The sequence below is a fragment of the Anaeropeptidivorans aminofermentans genome, from assembly GCF_940670685.1.
Taxonomy (GTDB): Bacteria; Bacillota; Clostridia; order Lachnospirales; family UBA5962; genus Anaeropeptidivorans; species Anaeropeptidivorans aminofermentans.
In genome coordinates, this window is sequence record NZ_OW711693.1 from 2,783,247 (window position 1) to 2,801,669 (window position 18,423).

Here is an 18,423-nt window from a genome sequence, read left to right on the forward strand (position 1 = left end):
TCAAATCTTTAATCCTGATTGACTGCATATGCGCCTCTGAATATGTTGCCTTGCTCGCCTTCGATGGAAATAGGGTCGCCTGAACGGATAATATTTCCGTTTATCATACACATGTTTTCAGATTCTTTTACATGAAGCCCCTGGCATTTTACGATGCAGACCTTTCCCAGATTAACGGCAGTAACAGCGGCATGAGAGGTTGCGCCCCCTTTGGCTGTAACAAGGCCGTCACAGGCAAAAAGCATAGGGATATCGTCTGGAACCGTATCGGGGCGAATCAATATAATGGGCTCATTTGGCTTTTCTTCCTTTATGCGGTTCATATCCTCCATATCAAAGGCTGCAATACCTGATAAAGCGCCGCCGCTTATGCCGATTCCTCTGCCTATCATCTGCATTTCATTAGGGGAAGCTTCAAAATAGCGGCTGGTTTTCTTCCCTATGACCTTTTGGTTTCGGGTCTGCAAAATATAAATGCTATCCGGGTTATCGTCTTCAAAGGTAAATTCTATCTCCTGATGGACAAATCCGTGCTGTTCAATAAGCTGCCTTGCATATTGATACAAGGTCTTGTAAACCTCGGGAAATTCCGATTCCAAAGAAATTTCTCCCTGATACTGGCTTTTACGCTGGGTTTCGGAAATAGGCAAGGTGTTTACAAGCCCTGAAACCACGTCCTCCCCCTGGCCGCATATGGCAAAGTCTCCGTAAAGATTAATACTCGAATAATCCTTTAAAGGGCTGCTAGTAAATATAACCCCTGTTCCCGATCTTTTAGATAAATTCCCTAAAACCATTTTCTGTATTAAAACTGCCGTTCCCCATTCGCTTGCAATCTGCATATAATCCCTAAAAGATACGGAGCTTTCAGATTCCCATGAATCAAGAACGTATTGTATGGCAATTTTAAGCTGTTCAATAGGCTCCGTTTCTATAATAATGCCATGGTCAAGAACAGCTTTTTTGTAGTCAAAGGCCATATTGCGCATTTGCTCTTTTGTAAACTCTATTTTAAGCTCAATACCCGCCCGTTCTTTATGCTCGGCCATAATTTTATCGAATATATCCCTGTTTACGCCAAAAGCCATTCCCCAGCTTTGCAAAAACCTTCTGTAGCAGTCCCACGCTGTCCAGCCGTAAGGTTCGTTTTCTCCCCAAGCCTCTGCGATTTCATCATTCATGCCCACATTTAAAAATGTTTTCATAGCCCCGGGAAAAGATATAAAAGAGCCGGAACGGACGGAAAAGAACAGCGGATTTGAAGGATCTCCGAAGATTTTACCTGTCTGCCTTTCTATGTCTGCTATGGACTGCTCTATGGCTTTAATAAAGTCCTGAAGCATATAGCGGTTCTGATATAAAGGTTCAATATGGCGGAAGGCCTCCGTCGTTATAACAAACCCGGGAGGAACCGGAAATCCGTAGGCTGAAAGCTTTTTCAAAAAGAAGGCCTTTGCCCCTAAAAAGATAGGGTTATCAAGCTCCGTAGTACTTTGGGAAAGAGGGCTTACAGTAAGGTCCGGGTCGTAGGTGAGCATGTTTTCAATAAAGCTTTCTGAATAAGTATCAATCATATTCCGAAGCATGCCTATGGTGTTTGAAATGAACAAATCAAGCTCTTGTATAAGAAAAGCCGAGGAAAGAATATCTCTGAAAAATTTCTCCTTTTCCATTTGTATTCTTTCTTTTGTGCATTCATGTTCGGGAAGCCCCTGAGATGTAAGAAGCCTCGGTATAATTACCGCAAGAGGGCGCTCATAGACATTGAGGAAATATCCTTTAATAATCTGGCTTACGTCTTGGCCGAGAAATTGGAATATGTTGATATACTGGCTTAAGGAAAAGCTTGGTGAGGTTAAGCTGTATTTAAACATCTCCAAGTGGGAATTAAAGCTTTGGTCATAAATTCCGTCAAGAGCAAGGCCCTCTTTCAGTAAAACCAGCACATCATAAATTTGGCGCAAGGTCTTTGCGGTTATATATTCATGAGAAATAGTGGAAAGAAGACCTGCCATAAGCTTGGAAACCACCCGCTCAAGCCTGTACATAAGCCCCAGAGCCTCAAATTTAGGCTCTTTATACTGTCCGTAGGTGGAAGGTATCCCTGCGGCAATATGGCGCTTATATTGTATGTTTTCAAAGGCCTCTGTTTTTTCCGGATCTAATATTACGGCCTTTAAATGATTCATCATTTTATAAAGAAGCCCTATTGCCTTGTCATTGTATTTATTCTTTAAGTAAATCCGCAAGTGCTCTAAATCGTCTTTACTGAAAAACAAGGTCTTTTCCACAAGAGAAATCACGTCGTCTGTCTCAAAGGAGTATTTTTCCAGAAGCAAGGCGTGAATATGTATAATGTCTATGACCTTGCTCAAATGGACATTTACGTCCTTTCCTTCAGGCTGAGCCAGTTTTTCAAGGTCTTCGGCCCTTAGCTTAAGAAGCTCAGGAAGGCTTAAAGAAAGCTCTTCGCATAAACGCATCATGGCCTCATGGGCCTTTTCATGCCAGTCTTTATCCTCTTCTAAGGTATTATAAAGGGCTTCCGGCAAAAGGTCCTTAAGGACGGTTTTATCCCCGTCATACCAATACTGTATGATGCTTCTCGTAAGGGCAACATTTGTATTATTGCTTTCAACATGAATCTGTACCCGTAAAAAGTGGATAAGGCGGTCTTTTCTCATGGAAAGGCCATCGATAGCCGTCGTGACCTTCCTTAAAGTTCCTTCTGCGCCAATATCCTGAAAAAACACGGGGAAAATACGGGTAAGCTGCTTAATTTCCCTATAAACAGGGCCTATGTCTGAATTTAAAAGCTTTGTCACGTCCCTCTGGAAAAGGTCCGTATCAGAAATATAGATGCCACCCAGCTTAAGCTCTACAATCATAGCGTTAAAAAGCTCCCTCATTAAAAAAGGGTCCTTTTCTATGATTTCTAAAAATACACGGATATTTTTTACATGATTGGTATTAAACTGTACCTGCCAATCGCTGTTAAGCTTGATATTTCCCGGATATATGAAGCCGAATTGTATCATTCGTTTTATAAAATAGGAAATTGCCGCCTTGTTTTTAAGGCTTGCCACTTCTTTACCTAAAGTGGTTATACAGTCAAGAACGGTTCTTGTATGGTCTTCTTTTAACTCTTCAAGCTCTCCTAAGATGGAATTCAGAAAGTCTGAAACCTTATCCTGGGGCAGCTCTTTGAAAACACTCCTTAAATTACGGTTCATATCATACAGAAGATGGTCATAAAGAGTTGACATCAAAGGCAGATGAAGCAAGTATATAAGATATTGAATTGCCTCCAGATTAGATTCAAATTCCTTCGTGAAGTTTCTGAAGTAGTTGGAAATATCTTTAAAAAATAGTACATGGCGTATTTCCTGCCATGACCCGGCATTTTTAAGCTCTGCCCGCAAATGCGCAAAAAACGAATGACCTATTTTTGTGATTTTTTCTTCATTCATTACAGTAAAAAGATGCCTTTTCGTCCTAAACCATTCTTCGGCCTTGGATGTTTCCTCCCAATAATCAAAACATTTCTCAAGTGTGTAAGAAGTTATCTGCATAATTAAGGGAAGATATTCCTCATGACGGGCAAGCTTATCAAAGCCTGATTTGAAATAGCCTGAATTTCTTATGTAAATTTCTTCATGGAAGGGAATGTCTTTTTCAATAATTGAAAAGCATCTTGAAATGATTGCCTTTGAAAAGTTTTCTTTCGTTGAAAGCCTATCTATAAATTGAATAAAGGTCGTCACCAAAACTTCCCTGTCGGCTTCTTTCTTTACGGAAACCATAAGCTTTTCGAATATATCCACAATGATTGAAAGGGCCTTCTCCGAATCCGTAAGAGAATGATAAAACCAGTAATCTTCAAGGCAAATGCTATGAAGTAAATCTATCACATGCTTATCGTTTCTGAATTCATGATTTAATTCCGTAAGAAACTCCTTTGCCCTGTTGTGAATGCCCCAGGTGGAGGCAGAAACATTCATAAGCCATTGCTGATCTTTAGGGATTTCTTGAATTTTATCAAGTGTACGGGATAAATTAGCTTCCAATGCCATAGAAGAAAGCATATTTTTCATAATCAACTCTCCAAATAAATATTTCGCATTTTATACGACATGATTATATCACTATAATTCCATAATACCTACCTTCAAAAAGGGTATTACAGAAATACTGGAAAGATGTAAGGCTTAAAATATTTAAAATCAGCACAACGACTAAAATATATAATTTTCTGCAAATCAACAGCAGATTACGTCATCCTGTTTTTATCCTTCTGTAGCCCCTATGTCCAAGGCTAAAAGTCAAGCATTCCCGAAGGATTGCATAGAAGAAATAGTATTATTTTTTATTCAAAATATAAAAACTCCATTTGTATAAATATACTAATTTATAGAGTACTATGTTACAAGAAAATTGCCATAAGGTAAGACAGGCCTTAAATCAACTGTAAAGTAAAAAAGGTATATTCCACTTTAAAGTGAAATATACCCCTTACGCTACAGTATTTAAACTTATTATTTCATTTTCAGGCAGAAGATTTCTTCGAGATATCTGCCGCCGTCATTATCTTCTCCTATTGGAACAAAGCCTGCTTTTTGGCAAGATGTTTCCGGCAGCTATTCTGATATTAATGCTTAAATATATTTCTTCACATTGGAAAAGCCTACTTATTTCATCAATAATAATTTTCAGCGCTTCTTTTCCATAGCCCATGCTTTAACATCTTTCATCGGTTGTAAAATGACAAATATCATATTTTTTTCTTCTTCACTATAGCCAGCCGATGATGCAATCAATTTTTGCTATGGCCTTTATTACCCAGCCCTTTTCATCAGCAGGTTAAGCAATAGAATAGGAATTGGGAGCGCCGAAGTCCTCTGCTTCTTTCCCCAGTTTTAAATGGCATACTGTTCGCCAGTTTTCATTTGCTATATCTGCCAGCTTTATATTATGCATTCCTTTGGCAACTTCCATAATAAACAATTAAAAGATTAGTTTAAATCTGAGGTGCAGTTGGGGCATTTTACGGCATTTATATTGATATTGGATTTACAGTAAGGGCATTCTTTGGTTGCAGGGGCTGATTCTGCCTGCTCCGGCTTTTTCTTTCCCATGTCCATAGCCTTATTTATGAATTTTACCAGAATAAAAATAACAAAAGCAATTAAAAGGAAATTAAGAATGGCAGATAGAAACATACCGTAATTAAGCTTTGACCCATCGCCTTCGGTGCTTAAAATTATGTACCAGTTTTGAAAATCGCTTCCGCCTGTAATAAGGGAAAGTACAGGCATCAGTATATCATTCACGAGGGAATTGACAATGGCAGTAAATGCGGAGCCGATAATAACTCCCACTGCTAAATCCATAACATTTCCTCTGTTTATAAATTCCTTAAACTCCTGAAATATCTTCTTCATAGAATCCTCCTTAAATATCTTACTTATTAAGCTTAAAAACAGTCTTTTTGTTTTTAAGTTTTCTTTCTGTTTATAGTAAATAAACTTGACTTCTTTTCAAGTTTATTTACTATAGTATCTCAAAAACAGCTTTTTGTAAATATTTCTCATATTCATTGTTTAAATAGAATATTATGATATATAGTAATTTTTTTTGAATATAGCCCTTCTAATTTGCCGGATATTGATATGCATTTTTAGGTTTTTCGCAGATTTTATTACAAAATAGTACCTGTACTCTTTTATATAATTAAATATGCTTTCAATACTATAAAGGCACCAAACATTAAATAAATCTTTTATGAATTAAGATTTATTTAATTTAAGCAAAAACACCGGTATTTTTCTAAATCTATAAATCTTAATCACTATGCCTGCGGAGGTAAAAAATGGAAGTTGTAATTTATGCCGACGTGGTTTTTTTTATCAACTTAATCATGGATCTGCTTATTTTTTGGATGGTGTCTAAGCTTCTTAAACGAAAAACCAATATCTTCAGGCTTTTATTAGGGGCTTTTTCTGCATCTATGCTATACTGCGCACTTATATTTTATTTTAATAAATACTATAACATTTTTTCCTCTTTCATAATATTAATGTTAAGCCTTATCATAAGCTTTGGTGTAAGGACGTTTAAGGATTTTATCAAGTCCCTGTTTTACGCGCATATTTCCGCATTTGCCGTCGGCGGATTCGGTATTGCCCTATTTTATTTTACAAATATCGGGGATCTTTTAGGAAACGCCCTTGGGTTTACCATAGAATATTTTTCTTTCAAAATACTGATTATAACCATATCCATTACATATATAGCTGTTAAGCTTGCAAGTATATTCATAAGCAAGGTTTTCATGAAAAAGCATGCTCTTTATCTTACGACAATAACTTTAGGGGATAAAAAGGTAAGCATTAATACTCTGGTAGATACGGGAAATTCACTCTACGACCCCATAACGAAAAACCCCGTTATCATAGCCGAATTTAACAGCATAAAGCTATTTCTTCCCGAAGGCCTTCGGCTTATGTTCTACGAAAACAAGGAAGATGATTTCCAAAGGCTTGTAGAAAGCATGGAAGAAGCGGGCACCCCTATGATACGCATGATTCCCTTTAAGTCCATAGGCAAATCCAGCGGCATGCTTCTAGGCTTTAAGCCTGATAAAGTAGAAATATTGAAAGACGATGAAAGCATAATAGTATCTGATGTACTTATTGGTATTTATAATTTAAGTCTTTCTCCCAAGGGAGAATATCAAGGGCTTCTAAACCCTGAAATTATTAAATAAAGCCCTATGCTATTTACACTTATTTAATTTTAAAACTATTCCTTTTCTTTTAATCTTAAATAAGTTTTCCTTAGTGTTTATAGTAGATTAAATTGAATTCTTTCACTTTAATCTGCTATATTTGACCAATTCTATTACAAATATTACAGGAGGTATGAAAATGCTGCTTAGTGTTCAATTGTTTTATTTTAACCTGAGGGACTTTTTTAAAAATATAACGAGAAAATTCCGTAAAGATGACGCTCAGTCTATATATTACATAGGCGGAAACGAGGTTCTGCCAACCCCTTTAAATGTTGACGAGGAATCAAAGCTCCTTGCCATGCTTGGCACAGAAGACGATATTGCGGTAAAAGGCATTCTCATAGAGAGAAATTTACGGCTTGTTGTGTACATAGCAAGAAAGTTTGAAAATACCGGCATAAACGTAGAGGACCTTATCTCCATAGGAACCATCGGGTTAATAAAGGCAATCAATACCTTTAAAACAGATAAAAATATTAAGCTTGCCACTTATGCCTCAAGATGTATAGAAAACGAGATACTCATGTATTTAAGAAGAAACTCCCGGGTCAAAAACGAGGTATCCATAGATGAACCTTTAAACGTGGACTGGGAAGGAAATGAGCTTTTGCTTTCAGATATTTTAGGAACGGATATTGACGTAATATATAGAAATATTGAAGAAGAAATTGATAAAGAACTTCTCCAAAGAGCAATGGAAAAGCTCTCAAGCCGTGAAAAAAGAATTGTAGAGCTAAGGTTCGGCCTGATTGCAAACGGAGAAGAAATGACTCAAAAGGAGGTAGCCGATCTTTTAGGCATATCCCAATCTTACATATCAAGGCTTGAGAAAAAAATTATCAGCCGGTTAAAAAAAGAAATAAGTAAAATGCTTTAAAGCATTAAAAATACCATTTAAACCTTTCTGCATATGCAGAAAGGTTTTTGCTGAGTTTAATCATTTTCTTTTTACAGCTAATAAATTTAGATATATTCATAGATATTAAAATTATGATATACTAACTATAAAATATAATTTCTAAAGGAGGGCAATATATGATAAAGCCTGAGAGGATTAAGCTTGCAAATCTTCCTACCCCGATATTTGAATTTAATAAAGTGAATCCCGATACTTCTTTTACAAATCTCTATATTAAAAGAGACGATTTCAGCGGTGTGGAAATGACAGGAAATAAAGTTCGAAAGCTCGAATTTTCCTTTAAAGAAGGTCTTTCACAAGGCGCCGACGTATTTATAACCTGCGGAGGCCCCCAGTCAAACCATGCAAGGGCGACGGCTGCCGCTGCGGCTTCCCTTTCAAAAAGATCTCATTTGGTATTGAGGTCTACAGAAGGATACCCCGATGGAAACTTATTTTTAGATAAACTTTTCGGAGCTGAAATCACATTTATAACTGCCGAAGAATACAGTGAAAGAATTTTAGAAATAATGGAAGAGATAAAAGAAGACTATGCCCAAAAGGGTCTTAAAGCCTATATCATGCCTACCGGAGCCTCCAACGGCATCGGCCTTTTCGGATATTACGCTGCCTTTGAAGAAATACTTGAGCAGGAAAAGCAGATGGGTATAAAGTTTGATACCATCTGCCTTACAGAAGGAAGCGGCGGAACATATGCAGGCCTTTATGCTGCCAATGAAATATATAAATCAGGAAGGAATATATTAGGCTTTCAAATATCCGATATAAACGGAGACGTTACGGAAGAAATCGTAGGCATTACGGAAGAAGCCTTGAAAATAGGCTGCCATGAAGAAAAAATCTCTTATGACAATATACATATGATTTATAAATACGCAGGGGAAGGCTATGCTATTGCTTCAAAAGAAATTATCTCTTTTATAAAGGATACGGCAAAATCAACAGGTGTGGTTTTTGACCCTGTATATACGGGAAAAGCCTTTTTCGGCCTGATAAATGAAATTAAAAACAACAATCCTCTGCTGAAAGGCAATGTACTTTTTATCCATACCGGCGGCCTTTACGGCACATTCCCCCAGAAGGAATTATTTGAACTCAGCTAGTTTGATTATTTATAGCAATTTAAAATTAAAATAATTTAGGTGCTGCAAAGTTGATTTGCAGCACCCTTTTTATACAGCCTTTTTTTCTCTAATGCTCTTTAATACTTCTTCCTTGGCTTCTATCAAAGCCATGGCAAATTGGTCCGGGCATGATGTAGACTTTGTTTCGCATGTGGTTCCGATTAAAGCGTTTATAAGCTCATCTGCATTTCTTCCGGAAGCAAGCTTTGCTATCCCCTCAGTATTTCCCGGGCAGCCTCTGCTGAATTTAACGTTTGAAACAGTAAAATCTTCATCTATATCAAAGCTTACCCCTCTTGCGCATACGCCCTTAAAGGAATAATCATAAGTCATAAAGCACTCTCCTGCTACTTTTTTATTAGTTCAAACAAAACATCTGAAATATCAACATTTCCATTATCTTTAAGGATATTTATATAAAACTCGGATAAATCTGTGGCGATAACAGGGCATGTAATATCCTTGCCGCTGGATTTTATTGTGTCAATATCCATAAATCCCAGTATATCTCCTCTTTTAACGTTCATTCCCGGTTTCACCTTAAGTTCATAGCCTACTCCCTTTAAAGAAATAGTGTCTATTCCCATATGTATGAGAAATTCCGCGCCGCCGGTCGTCTCTATGGCAATAATATGCTTCGTGGGAAATATGGAATATATCTTCCCGTCGGCGGGAGAATATATATTTCCATCTACAGGTATAACGCCTACCCCGTCCCCAAGCATTTTTTTAGAAAACGTAGGGTCATTTATCTTTTCTATTTGAATGACTTCTCCCTTGAAAGGGGAATAAATAGGAGTCACCTTCCCTTTTCCAAATATCTTTAACATTTTAAGCCTCCGGCTTAGATTGCAGTTTTTTCTGATTAAGATTTTATTGCTTTGGAAATATATATTAAATTAACTTGAAAAAGCACAATTAACTCTACGATAAACATGAAGAAAAAATTATCTAAATTAAATAAATATCTCTGTCCTGTTCTCTGAGTGCATGCCTTTTCCTACTCAATAATATAGTCAAACGCCTTTATATTTTATTCAGGCATTTGACTATTTTTATCAGTTTAATTAAAGAAGCGTAACTCCTTTAAGCTCATATCCCGCATCATCAAGAGCCTCTCTTAAATCGGCCTCTTTTACACTGTCATCGGTTTCTATTTCAGCAGAACCGATTTCTGCAGAAACACTGTTAACCCCGGAAACGGCAGAAAGCGCATTTTTAACGCTGTTTACACAATGGTCACAGCCCATACCGTCAATTTCAAGTTTGAATTTCATTAAAACACCTCCAAATCTCTGTTTATACTCGAATAAAAGTAAAATAGTAGCGTTGTAAATTTGCTTTTCCTTGATTTTATGCCCTTCTTAGAGCTCGTTACTTACTGTGGAAGAAAAGTAAATTTACTATATATCACTAGACTAACATATAATTTCATTTTCTTCAATAGGGTTTTGTAATACTGCAAGCCTTACGCAAAATGAATTATAATAAGATGATTTTACAAAAGAAAAAGAGCATAGATAAATAATATCTATACTCTTTTATAGGTTTTAACTCTAGCTAGGCTTATGCCAATTAAATATTAAAGCATAAAATTTATGCTTATTTAATTTTTAAAAGCTTATTTGCCTGCCATCTGTCTTTTCTGTGCGTCGATCATTTTCTTAACCATGTAACCGCCTACATAACCATTCTGTGCGGAAGTTAAATCGCCGTTATAACCTTGCTTTAAAGGTACGCCGATTTCGTTAGCAACTTCATATTTAAACTGATTTAAAGCCTCACGAGCCTCTGGCACGGAATTTTTTCCTGAAGGCTGAAAAGAACTGCTTGAATTCATATCCATCAAAACTACCTCCTAAAAATAAATTGTGTTACAGTAGATATTATATCCCTAGGCTTTTTTTTTATTAGAGGTAATTTTTTGAAAAATTTTGTACTACTTTCTTATCTGACCATTGCCGTAAATGATGTATTTTGTCGATGTAAGCTCCTTAAGACCCATGGGGCCTCTCGCATGAAGCTTTTGGGTACTTATGCCTATTTCGGCGCCGAGACCAAATTCAAAGCCGTCGGTAAATCTTGTAGAAGCGTTTACGTATACCGCGGCGGAATCCACTTCTTCAAGGAATTTTTGAGAATTTTTATAATCATTCGTAAGAATAGCCTCTGAATGGCCCGAAGAATATTTGTATATATGGCTTATGGCTTCATCTACATCTTTTACTGTTTTTATTCCTATAATAAGGTCAAGGTATTCTTCATGCCAGTCTTCTTCCATCGCGTGTAAAGCATCGGGGCAAATGCGGCAGAGAATTTCATCTCCTCTTATTTGAACGTTTTCTTCTTTAAGGGCTTTTGTAAGCTTAGGAAGGAATATTTCAGAAATCTTTTCATGAACAAGGACCTTTTCACAGGCATTGCATACGCCCGGCCTTTGAACCTTGGCGTTTATGATGATTTCAACGGCTCTTTCCAAATCCGCCGTTTCATCAACAAAAATATGGCAGTTTCCTGTTCCTGTTTCGATAACGGGGACCGTGGAATTTTTTACAACGGCCTCAATCAGCCCTTTGCTTCCCCGGGGAATAAGAACGTTAAGATAATCACTCATTTTCATAAATTCAACTGTTGTTTCTCTTTTATTATCTTCAATAAGCTGAATTAAATTCACAGGATAATTATTTTTTGAAAGGGCATCTCTAAAGGTATCGGTTATGGCTTTATTGGAATTTATGGCGTCTTTTCCGCCTTTCAGTATGACTGCAGAACCTGCTTTAAGGCAAAGGGAAAAGGAATCTGCTGTAACGTTAGGTCTTGATTCGTAAATTATTCCGATTACACCCATGGGAACTCTTTTTTGTCCTATAGTAAGACCATTTTCCAATTTTTTCATTGAAAGCACTTCGCCGATAGGGTCGTCAAGCTTTGCAATGTCTTCCATGGCGGAAGCAATAGCGTCTAATCTTTTTTCGTTTAGCATAAGCCTGTCAATAAGAGAAGGCTTCATATTATTTTTTTCAGCTTCTTCTATATCCTTTTTGTTTTCTGAAAGAATGTAGGCAGTATTTTCCAATACAGCCTTACTGCAAATTTTTAAAATATGATTTTTTTCGGAAGAATTCATTTTTGCTGCTATTCTCGCAGCTTCCTTTGCATTTCTGCCGATTTCATTTAAGAATTCCATTTGAGAACCCTCCTTTCACTTACAAGCATGTCAAGGCGTCTGTCATGGGCTTCGTGGGGGACTTCTGTTCTTATCTGCTCTTCAAAGCAAATGCCGATATTCACCAGAGACTCATTTTCTCCGGTATAAGTATCATAATATCCTCCGCCGTAGCCTATTCTATATCCGTCTAAGGAAAAGGCATTCCCGGGAACGATGATAATCGTATCCTTATCGCATTTTACGATGTTTTCTTCATTATATTCAGGCTCATAGGCGCCGTATTTGCTTTTTATGAGATTATCGAAATTTTCTATTCTTATAAAATGCATGACTCTTGACTTGGGCACGGCATAAGGAACAGCTACAATTTTTCCGTCCGCTATGGCCTTTGTGATAATAGGCCTTGTTTTTACTTCGGAACCCATATCAAGAAAAATAAACATTTTTTTGCAGGCTTTATAAGCATCAAGAGCTAAAATTTTTTCCATAATAAGCCTTGATTTATCCATAATCGCTTCTGCAGGGATATTGTTTCTGATTGCTATATATTCCTTTCGGATTAAGCTTTTCTCCTCCAAAATTATCCTCACCTTTCTTTTCCGAATATAAAGGTGCCAACGTCCTTTCCGTCAAGTATATCATAGATAATATGCGGGTCTTTTCCACTCGTGATAACCGTATGTATGCCTTTTTCAGAAAGGGTTTTTGCGGCCGCAATTTTTGTAGCCATTCCGCCTGTTCCAAGAGAGGAAGAAGAATCCCCCGCCATACTTTCAATATAGCCGTCTATGGAATATAGGCTTCTTATGAGCTTGGCATCGGGGTTCTTTCTCGGGTCGCTGTCGTAAAGACCGTCTATATCGGATAAAATGATCAGCATGTCACTTTCAATAAGCTCCGCAACATAAGCAGAAAGGCTGTCGTTATCGCTGAAGCCCAGCTCTTCAATGGATATGGTGTCATTTTCGTTTACGATTGGAATTACGGACCATTCGATTAAGGTAAAGAATGTATTTCTGGCATTTATGATTCTTTCGTTATTGGAAAGCTCGTCTTTTGTTATCAGTATCTGGGAAACTATCTGGTTATACTGGGTAAACATGCTCTCATAGATTTGCATTAATATTGCCTGGCCAACAGAAGAAGAAGCCTGCTTTCCCTTTATATCTCTTGGTCTTTCAGGAAGCTTAAGCCGTGCGGCGCCTACTGCGATGGACCCGGAAGACACAAGGATGATTTCATAGCCTTTATTTCTTAAATCGGAAATAACCCATGCCAACCTGTCAATTTTTCTTAAGTCAAGCTTTCCGTTATCAAGGGTAAGAGAGGTTGTGCCTATTTTTATTACAAGTCTTTTAACTTTAATATCTTTTCTCGAATACAATAATATCAATCCTTGCCTTTTTCTCTTTTATATGTATGCATTTTGCCTATTCTTTTATAGCTAAAATCCTGATATGCCCCTGACAGATCTGCTTCAAGCCTTACAGTACAGCTTTTACAATATCTTCCGGTAGTTATAGGCTTTCCGCACCGATCACATTTAAGTTCTATACCGTCGTTATTTATAAGTTCAAGCTTTCCTTCCCTGAGATATTTATATATCTTTTGGGTAGAAATGCCTAATTCTGTGGATACTTCTAAAATCGTAGCATTTGGGTGTTCTTTAACATATGCTCTTACTCCTTGAAAAAGGGCCTCTTCTTCTTTTACACATTTTTCGCAAATAGGGCTTGATATATATGGAAACAAAGCCCCGCATCTCGGACAATTTCTATACTCCATACTAAGACCTCCGAAACATATTCTTATTTTGATTATACACTAAACTTCTTATCCCCTCAATGTATAATTGAGCTTCATTACAAGGTTAAATATATGTCTAATATATAATATTCTTATGAAAGCCTTCAAAATGTTGAAAAGTTTTAAATGAAATTTGGATTGCTGCGCAATCCAAACAGTTACCTTGTAAATTTACAGAGAATTTATAAACCTTTCCTGTCCCCAAGTTTGTGCCCTTTCATCATTAATGTGACAAAAAGCCGGCTAGCGGCTTTTTTACATCTTTTATAAAATAGTTTTTTCAGGTAGCCTCATACTTAGGAAATTATGCAGCCTTTTGTTTGCGCAAACATATCTAAGCAAAGGATAGCCTATAATCGTAACTACGATAAATTCTCCCGCCATTATAGAAAGGCATGTTATTAAATAAGGCGTATTGGTATAATAGCTAACAACTGCCGCAACAATGGCACAGCAAAGGGTCGGCCAGAGTGTTGCAATAAACATATTCTTTGTTTTTGTAATAAATACGACTGATAAAAACGTTGCAAAAGTTCCTGCCAAAACATCAACCATGCCAAAAGGTGAAGCGAAGTTTGCAATAAAACAGCCGAGAACGGCACCGTATCCGTATGCCGGATGGATGAAGGCAAGAAGGCATAATACTTCTGCTATTCTGCACTGAACCATTCCGTAGCCAAAAGGCGCAAGAGTAACAGTTAAGGCTACATAAATAGCCGCAATTACAGCTATTGCTGTTATATTTTTAGGGTCTTTTAATGAAATTCTCATGTTTCCTCCTGATATATAGAAGCTTCTATTGCCAATATTAAATCTGAATAAGGCCTATTTTCTTGCATACCTTGTTGTATGTTCTGAATGCAAGGTTCTGGGCCTTTTCAGCTCCTTCTTTTGCTATAGAATTCAAATAATCCTTATTGGATATAAGCTCATTATATTTTTTCTGCACAGGCTCAAGCTCGTTTATGATTACCTCTCCTACTGCCTTTTTAAAATCTCCGTAGCCTGCCCCTGCAAATTCCTCTGAACATTCTTCAATACTTTTTCCCGTAATGGCTGAATATATATTTAACATATTACTTATTCCCGGTTTATTGGAAGGGTCATAATAAACTCTTGCATCGGAATCCGTAACGGCTCTTTTTACTTTATTCATTATTACCTTAGGATCATCAAGAATAGATATGGCATCGTCTCCTGATTTGCTCATTTTCTTTTCAGGGTCCTGAAGGCCCATGACTCTTGCGCCTGCTTTACCGATATAGCTTTCAGGAACCTTAAAGGTTTCGCCGTAGATATTATTGAACCTTATGGCAATATCCCTTGCTATTTCCAGGTGCTGACGCTGATCTTCTCCTACGGGAACGCAATCCGTCTGATAAAGAAGAATGTCGGAGGCCATCAGCACAGGGTAAGTAAAAAGCCCCGAATTTATATTTTCAGAATGCTTAGCGGACTTTTCTTTATACTGGGTCATTCTGTTAAGCTCTCCTACATAAGCATAGCAATTTAATATCCATGAAAGCTGGGTATGCTGAGGCACCTGGGACTGATAAAAAATAATATTTTCGGAAGGGTCAAGGCCCAAAGCGATATAAAGAGCCATAAGGCTTAAAGACGCCTGCCTTAGTTCCTTCGGTTCCCTGCGAACAGTCAGAGCATGAAGATCAACAACAGAAAAAAGGCATCTATAGTCTTTCTGCATAATATTCCAGTTTTTAAGGGCCCCAAGATAATTTCCAAGAGTGGGAGTTCCCGACGGCTGCATTCCACTGAATATGATTTTTTTATTGTTTTCCAAGAAAAACGCCTCCAAGCATATTACTGTAATTTCTATATAAATATATCATAATTATTTGTATAAATCAACGAAAAACCTAGACACATCAGGACAAATGCATAAAAGCGTTTATCCCGCATGTTCACCAATCAAACAGGCGGGCTTAATATAAATCTTTTTATTTTACCTGTCTGTTAAATTGTTATTTCATTTTTGTAATTCTATTGATTTAGTATTGCCTTAAAGGTACAATCATATTAATGTATGTACCGATCCGGTCTAAAGTGAGCGGTACAGTAAATTTCAGGTTAGACAGTAACAAAAAGCCGTGTATTTATTTTCCTTCTAAAACGTACCGTTTCCGAAGGAAGGCCATGTTTTTGAGCTTATAGTGAATAGGCTTTTGTTGCTTCCTTATGAGAAATTTACCATAACCATAGTAAATGAACTTGAAAAATTTAAATTCATTTAAAACACTATGGTGTTTTATTTTTCCATATAAAATATTTTCATATTAAGGAGCATTGTCATGGTCAGAAAAATAAATATCTTTCTTGTATTTGCAGCGCTTTTAATTGCCCTTTCAGGCCTTTATTCTGCATCGGCTACCAATACCCCGGAGGCGGGCCTTATGAAAAGCGAAAATGTGATATCCCCGGAATACAGTCTTTCAAGCCAGCCGGTATTTAGTCAAAACACTTTACCCATAGACAGCTCTAAAAGAGAAATGAGAGCTGTATGGATAGCCACAGTAAAAAATATAAACTTAACTGCCGGCATGGATGAAGCGGCTTTTAAAAAGTGGGCTTATGAAACCTGCTCTGCCTTAAAGAATGCCAATTACAATACGGTAATATTTCAAATCAGGCCTTCTGGAGATGCTTTATATAATTCAACTCTTAACCCTTGGTCATCTTATATCACAGGCAAAAATCAAGGCACAAATCCCGGGTATGATCCCCTTGCCATCATGGTTTCCGCGGCCCATGAAAACAGCCTTGAGCTTCACGGCTGGATAAATCCTTTCAGGGTTACAATGCCAAGCGATAAGCTTTCAGACCTTTCGGAAAATAATATTGCAAAGAAAAACCCTTCATGGGTTATTCAATACGGCTCTCAGCATTATTTAGACCCGGGCATTCCCCAGGTTCGAGAACATCTTGTAAAATCCGTAAAGGAAATCGTTGACAATTACGATATAGACGCCATACATATAGACGATTATTTCTATCCCTACCCTGTTGCAGGCGAAACCTATGACGACAGCAAAAGCTTTGCCCTATACGGCACCGGTTATGCAAATTTAGGAGACTTCAGAAGAGATAATATTACAAAGCTTATAAGAGAACTTAATAAAACCATAAAGGAAAGCAAATACTTCGTTCAGCTTGGAATATCTCCCTTCGGCGTATGGAGAAATAAAGCCACAGACGCTACAGGAAGTGAAACCAATGCGGGCCACCAATGCTACGACAGCCTTTACGCAGATACAAGAAAATGGATTCAAGAGGGCATCATCGACTATATTACGCCCCAGATATACTGGTCAACAGAATTTACTGCCGCTAATTTCAAAGTACTTACCGGCTGGTGGGAAAAGGAAATAATGACCCAAGCAGCTTCAAGACCTGTAAACCTCTATATCGGAATGGCAGATTACAAAGTAAATAACAACAGCGACACAAAATGGAATGATCCTTCAGAAATATCCAATCAAATAGAAATCAATAGAGCCTCTAATTTTATTAAAGGCCAAATGCATTATTCTTTAAGTGCTGTTATGAGTAATCCCATAGGATACAGAGATATTGTATTTAACACAAAATACAATCATATTGCCATTACCCCTTCAACCTATTGGAATAATCCTTTAGAGCCTTCCCTTCCTGAAAGCCTTACTTATTCAAAGGCACAGGACGGAATCATATTAAATATAACATCAAAAGACAGCAATATAAGAAAATACGCCATTTACAGATATGAAGGAAGCTATGTTCAAGGCTATGACGATAATAAAATTATAGGAATCGTATATAAAAACGGAGATATTACGAATTTTAAAGATACATCTTCTGAAAAAGGCAAATTTTATTCCTACGCAGTCCGCTCCATCTCCAACACAGGCGTTATGAGCAATCAGGGCAGCATCATTACATCTGCTTCAAGGGTGAATTAAGAAAATAAATAACACTTACTAAAAACAGCCTAAGCCTTAGGCTGTTTTATTGTATTTCAATATAAGAAAAAAGCCAAGGAATGCTTAGTATAAATCTGCAGGTAAAGCTTTGTTTCTATGAGGAGCATATTTGGAGCTTTTCATAGGAAAAGCGATGGAATAACTATATAGTAAATTTCTTATAAAGAAGTAATAAAAACCTATTCACTGCGGATTCATCGTTACCAACATAAAAAACAAATTTGATAACCATAAGAAATTGCTCACTTAAAAAAGTTTTGCAGGCTTATACCTGCATCCTTTCCAAGTTCGCGCAGTATAAAAATACGGATTTCCCTCGGAAACATAGTGAAATTGACTTTATACCGTAATAGATATAAGCCTTTCAATATATAAAATCAAATAAAGGCAGTTTCACAAAGGTGCTTTATTATATTTCTTCTATAGTCAAATAGTTTAATTACAGTAATAAAAATCGTATATTTTGAATGGCTTAATATAAGCGTTTCTATTATATTAAGCCGTTTATGAAAAATAGATTTTTGTTACTTTCTGAAGGATATTTCACTATAAAACCCATTTTTTGAATTCGCACAAATATATGGTTTTGTTACTTGTTTAACTTGAAATTTACTATAATTCCTAGTTCAGGACTTTTA

At 36.9% G+C, this 18,423-nt stretch carries 16 protein-coding genes; 4 read left to right on the forward strand and 12 right to left on the reverse strand.

Features of this window, described 5'->3' with window-relative positions; all coding sequences use genetic code 11:
* Nucleotides 1-8: 8 nt before the first annotated feature.
* Nucleotides 9-4,094: a PEP/pyruvate-binding domain-containing protein gene (locus NBX03_RS11710; protein ID WP_250227957.1), complete on the reverse strand. Its 4,086-nt coding sequence runs from the start codon at nucleotides 4,092-4,094 to the stop codon at nucleotides 9-11.
* Nucleotides 4,095-5,012: 918 nt separating this feature from the next.
* On the reverse strand, nucleotides 5,013-5,441 hold the full coding sequence (gene mscL, locus NBX03_RS11715; protein WP_250227958.1) for a large conductance mechanosensitive channel protein MscL: 429 nt from the start codon (nucleotides 5,439-5,441) through the stop codon (nucleotides 5,013-5,015).
* Between the two features lie 428 nt (nucleotides 5,442-5,869).
* Here mscL and NBX03_RS11720 point away from each other — a divergent pair, with 428 nt between their 5' ends.
* The 3 genes from NBX03_RS11720 (at nucleotide 5,870) to NBX03_RS11730 (ending at nucleotide 8,812) form a co-directional block, all read left to right on the forward strand.
* On the forward strand, nucleotides 5,870-6,766 hold the full coding sequence (locus tag NBX03_RS11720) for a sigma-E processing peptidase SpoIIGA (protein ID WP_250227959.1): 897 nt from the start codon (nucleotides 5,870-5,872) through the stop codon (nucleotides 6,764-6,766).
* 160 nt (nucleotides 6,767-6,926) lie between these two features.
* Complete coding sequence (sigE, locus tag NBX03_RS11725) at nucleotides 6,927-7,667, forward strand: RNA polymerase sporulation sigma factor SigE (RefSeq protein WP_334303366.1); 741 nt, start codon at nucleotides 6,927-6,929, stop codon at nucleotides 7,665-7,667.
* 158 nt (nucleotides 7,668-7,825) lie between these two features.
* Entirely contained in the window at nucleotides 7,826-8,812 is a 987-nt protein-coding gene (locus tag NBX03_RS11730) for a 1-aminocyclopropane-1-carboxylate deaminase/D-cysteine desulfhydrase (protein ID WP_250227961.1), read from the forward strand.
* Nucleotides 8,813-8,881: 69 nt separating this feature from the next.
* Here NBX03_RS11730 and NBX03_RS11735 read toward each other — a convergent pair whose 3' ends face one another.
* The 10 genes from NBX03_RS11735 to trpS form a co-directional block, all read right to left on the reverse strand.
* The gene (locus tag NBX03_RS11735) at nucleotides 8,882-9,166 is read right to left on the reverse strand and encodes a TIGR03905 family TSCPD domain-containing protein (protein ID WP_250227962.1); all 285 of its coding nucleotides are present in this window, start codon (nucleotides 9,164-9,166) and stop codon (nucleotides 8,882-8,884) included.
* Nucleotides 9,167-9,180: 14 nt separating this feature from the next.
* Entirely contained in the window at nucleotides 9,181-9,663 is a 483-nt protein-coding gene (locus NBX03_RS11740) for a PTS sugar transporter subunit IIA (RefSeq protein WP_250227963.1), read from the reverse strand.
* Nucleotides 9,664-9,900: 237 nt separating this feature from the next.
* Nucleotides 9,901-10,110: a heavy-metal-associated domain-containing protein gene (locus NBX03_RS11745; protein ID WP_250227964.1), complete on the reverse strand. Its 210-nt coding sequence runs from the start codon at nucleotides 10,108-10,110 to the stop codon at nucleotides 9,901-9,903.
* Between the two features lie 344 nt (nucleotides 10,111-10,454).
* Nucleotides 10,455-10,679: an alpha/beta-type small acid-soluble spore protein gene (locus tag NBX03_RS11750; RefSeq protein WP_330638396.1), complete on the reverse strand. Its 225-nt coding sequence runs from the start codon at nucleotides 10,677-10,679 to the stop codon at nucleotides 10,455-10,457.
* Nucleotides 10,680-10,772: 93 nt separating this feature from the next.
* A complete protein-coding gene (locus tag NBX03_RS11755) occupies nucleotides 10,773-12,020 on the reverse strand; it encodes a glutamate-5-semialdehyde dehydrogenase (RefSeq protein WP_250227965.1) in 1,248 nt (415 codons plus the stop codon).
* Nucleotides 12,008-12,580 (reverse strand): 5-formyltetrahydrofolate cyclo-ligase, encoded by a 573-nt coding sequence (locus NBX03_RS11760; RefSeq protein ID WP_250227966.1) that lies wholly within the window; start codon nucleotides 12,578-12,580, stop codon nucleotides 12,008-12,010. Before NBX03_RS11760 ends, NBX03_RS11755 begins: the two co-directional genes overlap by 13 nt.
* Nucleotides 12,581-12,588: 8 nt before the next feature.
* Entirely contained in the window at nucleotides 12,589-13,386 is a 798-nt protein-coding gene (proB, locus tag NBX03_RS11765) for a glutamate 5-kinase (protein ID WP_250227967.1), read from the reverse strand.
* A 5-nt stretch (nucleotides 13,387-13,391) separates the two neighbouring features.
* Entirely contained in the window at nucleotides 13,392-13,787 is a 396-nt protein-coding gene (locus NBX03_RS11770; protein ID WP_250227968.1) for a MerR family transcriptional regulator, read from the reverse strand.
* A 285-nt stretch (nucleotides 13,788-14,072) separates the two neighbouring features.
* The gene (locus tag NBX03_RS11775) at nucleotides 14,073-14,579 is read right to left on the reverse strand and encodes a QueT transporter family protein (RefSeq protein ID WP_250227969.1); all 507 of its coding nucleotides are present in this window, start codon (nucleotides 14,577-14,579) and stop codon (nucleotides 14,073-14,075) included.
* A 37-nt stretch (nucleotides 14,580-14,616) separates the two neighbouring features.
* Nucleotides 14,617-15,609 (reverse strand): tryptophan--tRNA ligase, encoded by a 993-nt coding sequence (gene trpS / locus NBX03_RS11780; protein WP_250227970.1) that lies wholly within the window; start codon nucleotides 15,607-15,609, stop codon nucleotides 14,617-14,619.
* Between the two features lie 508 nt (nucleotides 15,610-16,117).
* Here trpS and NBX03_RS11785 point away from each other — a divergent pair.
* Nucleotides 16,118-17,764: a glycoside hydrolase family 10 protein gene (locus tag NBX03_RS11785; protein ID WP_250227971.1), complete on the forward strand. Its 1,647-nt coding sequence runs from the start codon at nucleotides 16,118-16,120 to the stop codon at nucleotides 17,762-17,764.
* The last annotated feature ends 659 nt before the right edge of the window (nucleotides 17,765-18,423 follow it).

Excerpts from the sequence above, each read along its gene's own strand:
- NBX03_RS11710 (WP_250227957.1), bottom strand. The coding sequence starts at position 4,094 with ATGAAAAATATGCTTTCTTCTATGGCATTGGAAGCTAATTTATCCCGT.
- mscL (WP_250227958.1), bottom strand. The coding sequence starts at position 5,441 with ATGAAGAAGATATTTCAGGAGTTTAAGGAATTTATAAACAGAGGAAAT.
- NBX03_RS11720 (WP_250227959.1), top strand. The coding sequence starts at position 5,870 with ATGGAAGTTGTAATTTATGCCGACGTGGTTTTTTTTATCAACTTAATC.
- sigE (WP_334303366.1), top strand. The coding sequence starts at position 6,927 with ATGCTGCTTAGTGTTCAATTGTTTTATTTTAACCTGAGGGACTTTTTT.
- NBX03_RS11730 (WP_250227961.1), top strand. The coding sequence starts at position 7,826 with ATGATAAAGCCTGAGAGGATTAAGCTTGCAAATCTTCCTACCCCGATA.
- NBX03_RS11735 (WP_250227962.1), bottom strand. The coding sequence starts at position 9,166 with ATGACTTATGATTATTCCTTTAAGGGCGTATGCGCAAGAGGGGTAAGC.
- NBX03_RS11740 (WP_250227963.1), bottom strand. The coding sequence starts at position 9,663 with ATGTTAAAGATATTTGGAAAAGGGAAGGTGACTCCTATTTATTCCCCT.
- NBX03_RS11745 (WP_250227964.1), bottom strand. The coding sequence starts at position 10,110 with ATGAAATTCAAACTTGAAATTGACGGTATGGGCTGTGACCATTGTGTA.
- NBX03_RS11750 (WP_330638396.1), bottom strand. The coding sequence starts at position 10,679 with ATGGATATGAATTCAAGCAGTTCTTTTCAGCCTTCAGGAAAAAATTCC.
- NBX03_RS11755 (WP_250227965.1), bottom strand. The coding sequence starts at position 12,020 with ATGGAATTCTTAAATGAAATCGGCAGAAATGCAAAGGAAGCTGCGAGA.
- NBX03_RS11770 (WP_250227968.1), bottom strand. The coding sequence starts at position 13,787 with ATGGAGTATAGAAATTGTCCGAGATGCGGGGCTTTGTTTCCATATATA.
- NBX03_RS11775 (WP_250227969.1), bottom strand. The coding sequence starts at position 14,579 with ATGAGAATTTCATTAAAAGACCCTAAAAATATAACAGCAATAGCTGTA.
- NBX03_RS11785 (WP_250227971.1), top strand. The coding sequence starts at position 16,118 with ATGGTCAGAAAAATAAATATCTTTCTTGTATTTGCAGCGCTTTTAATT.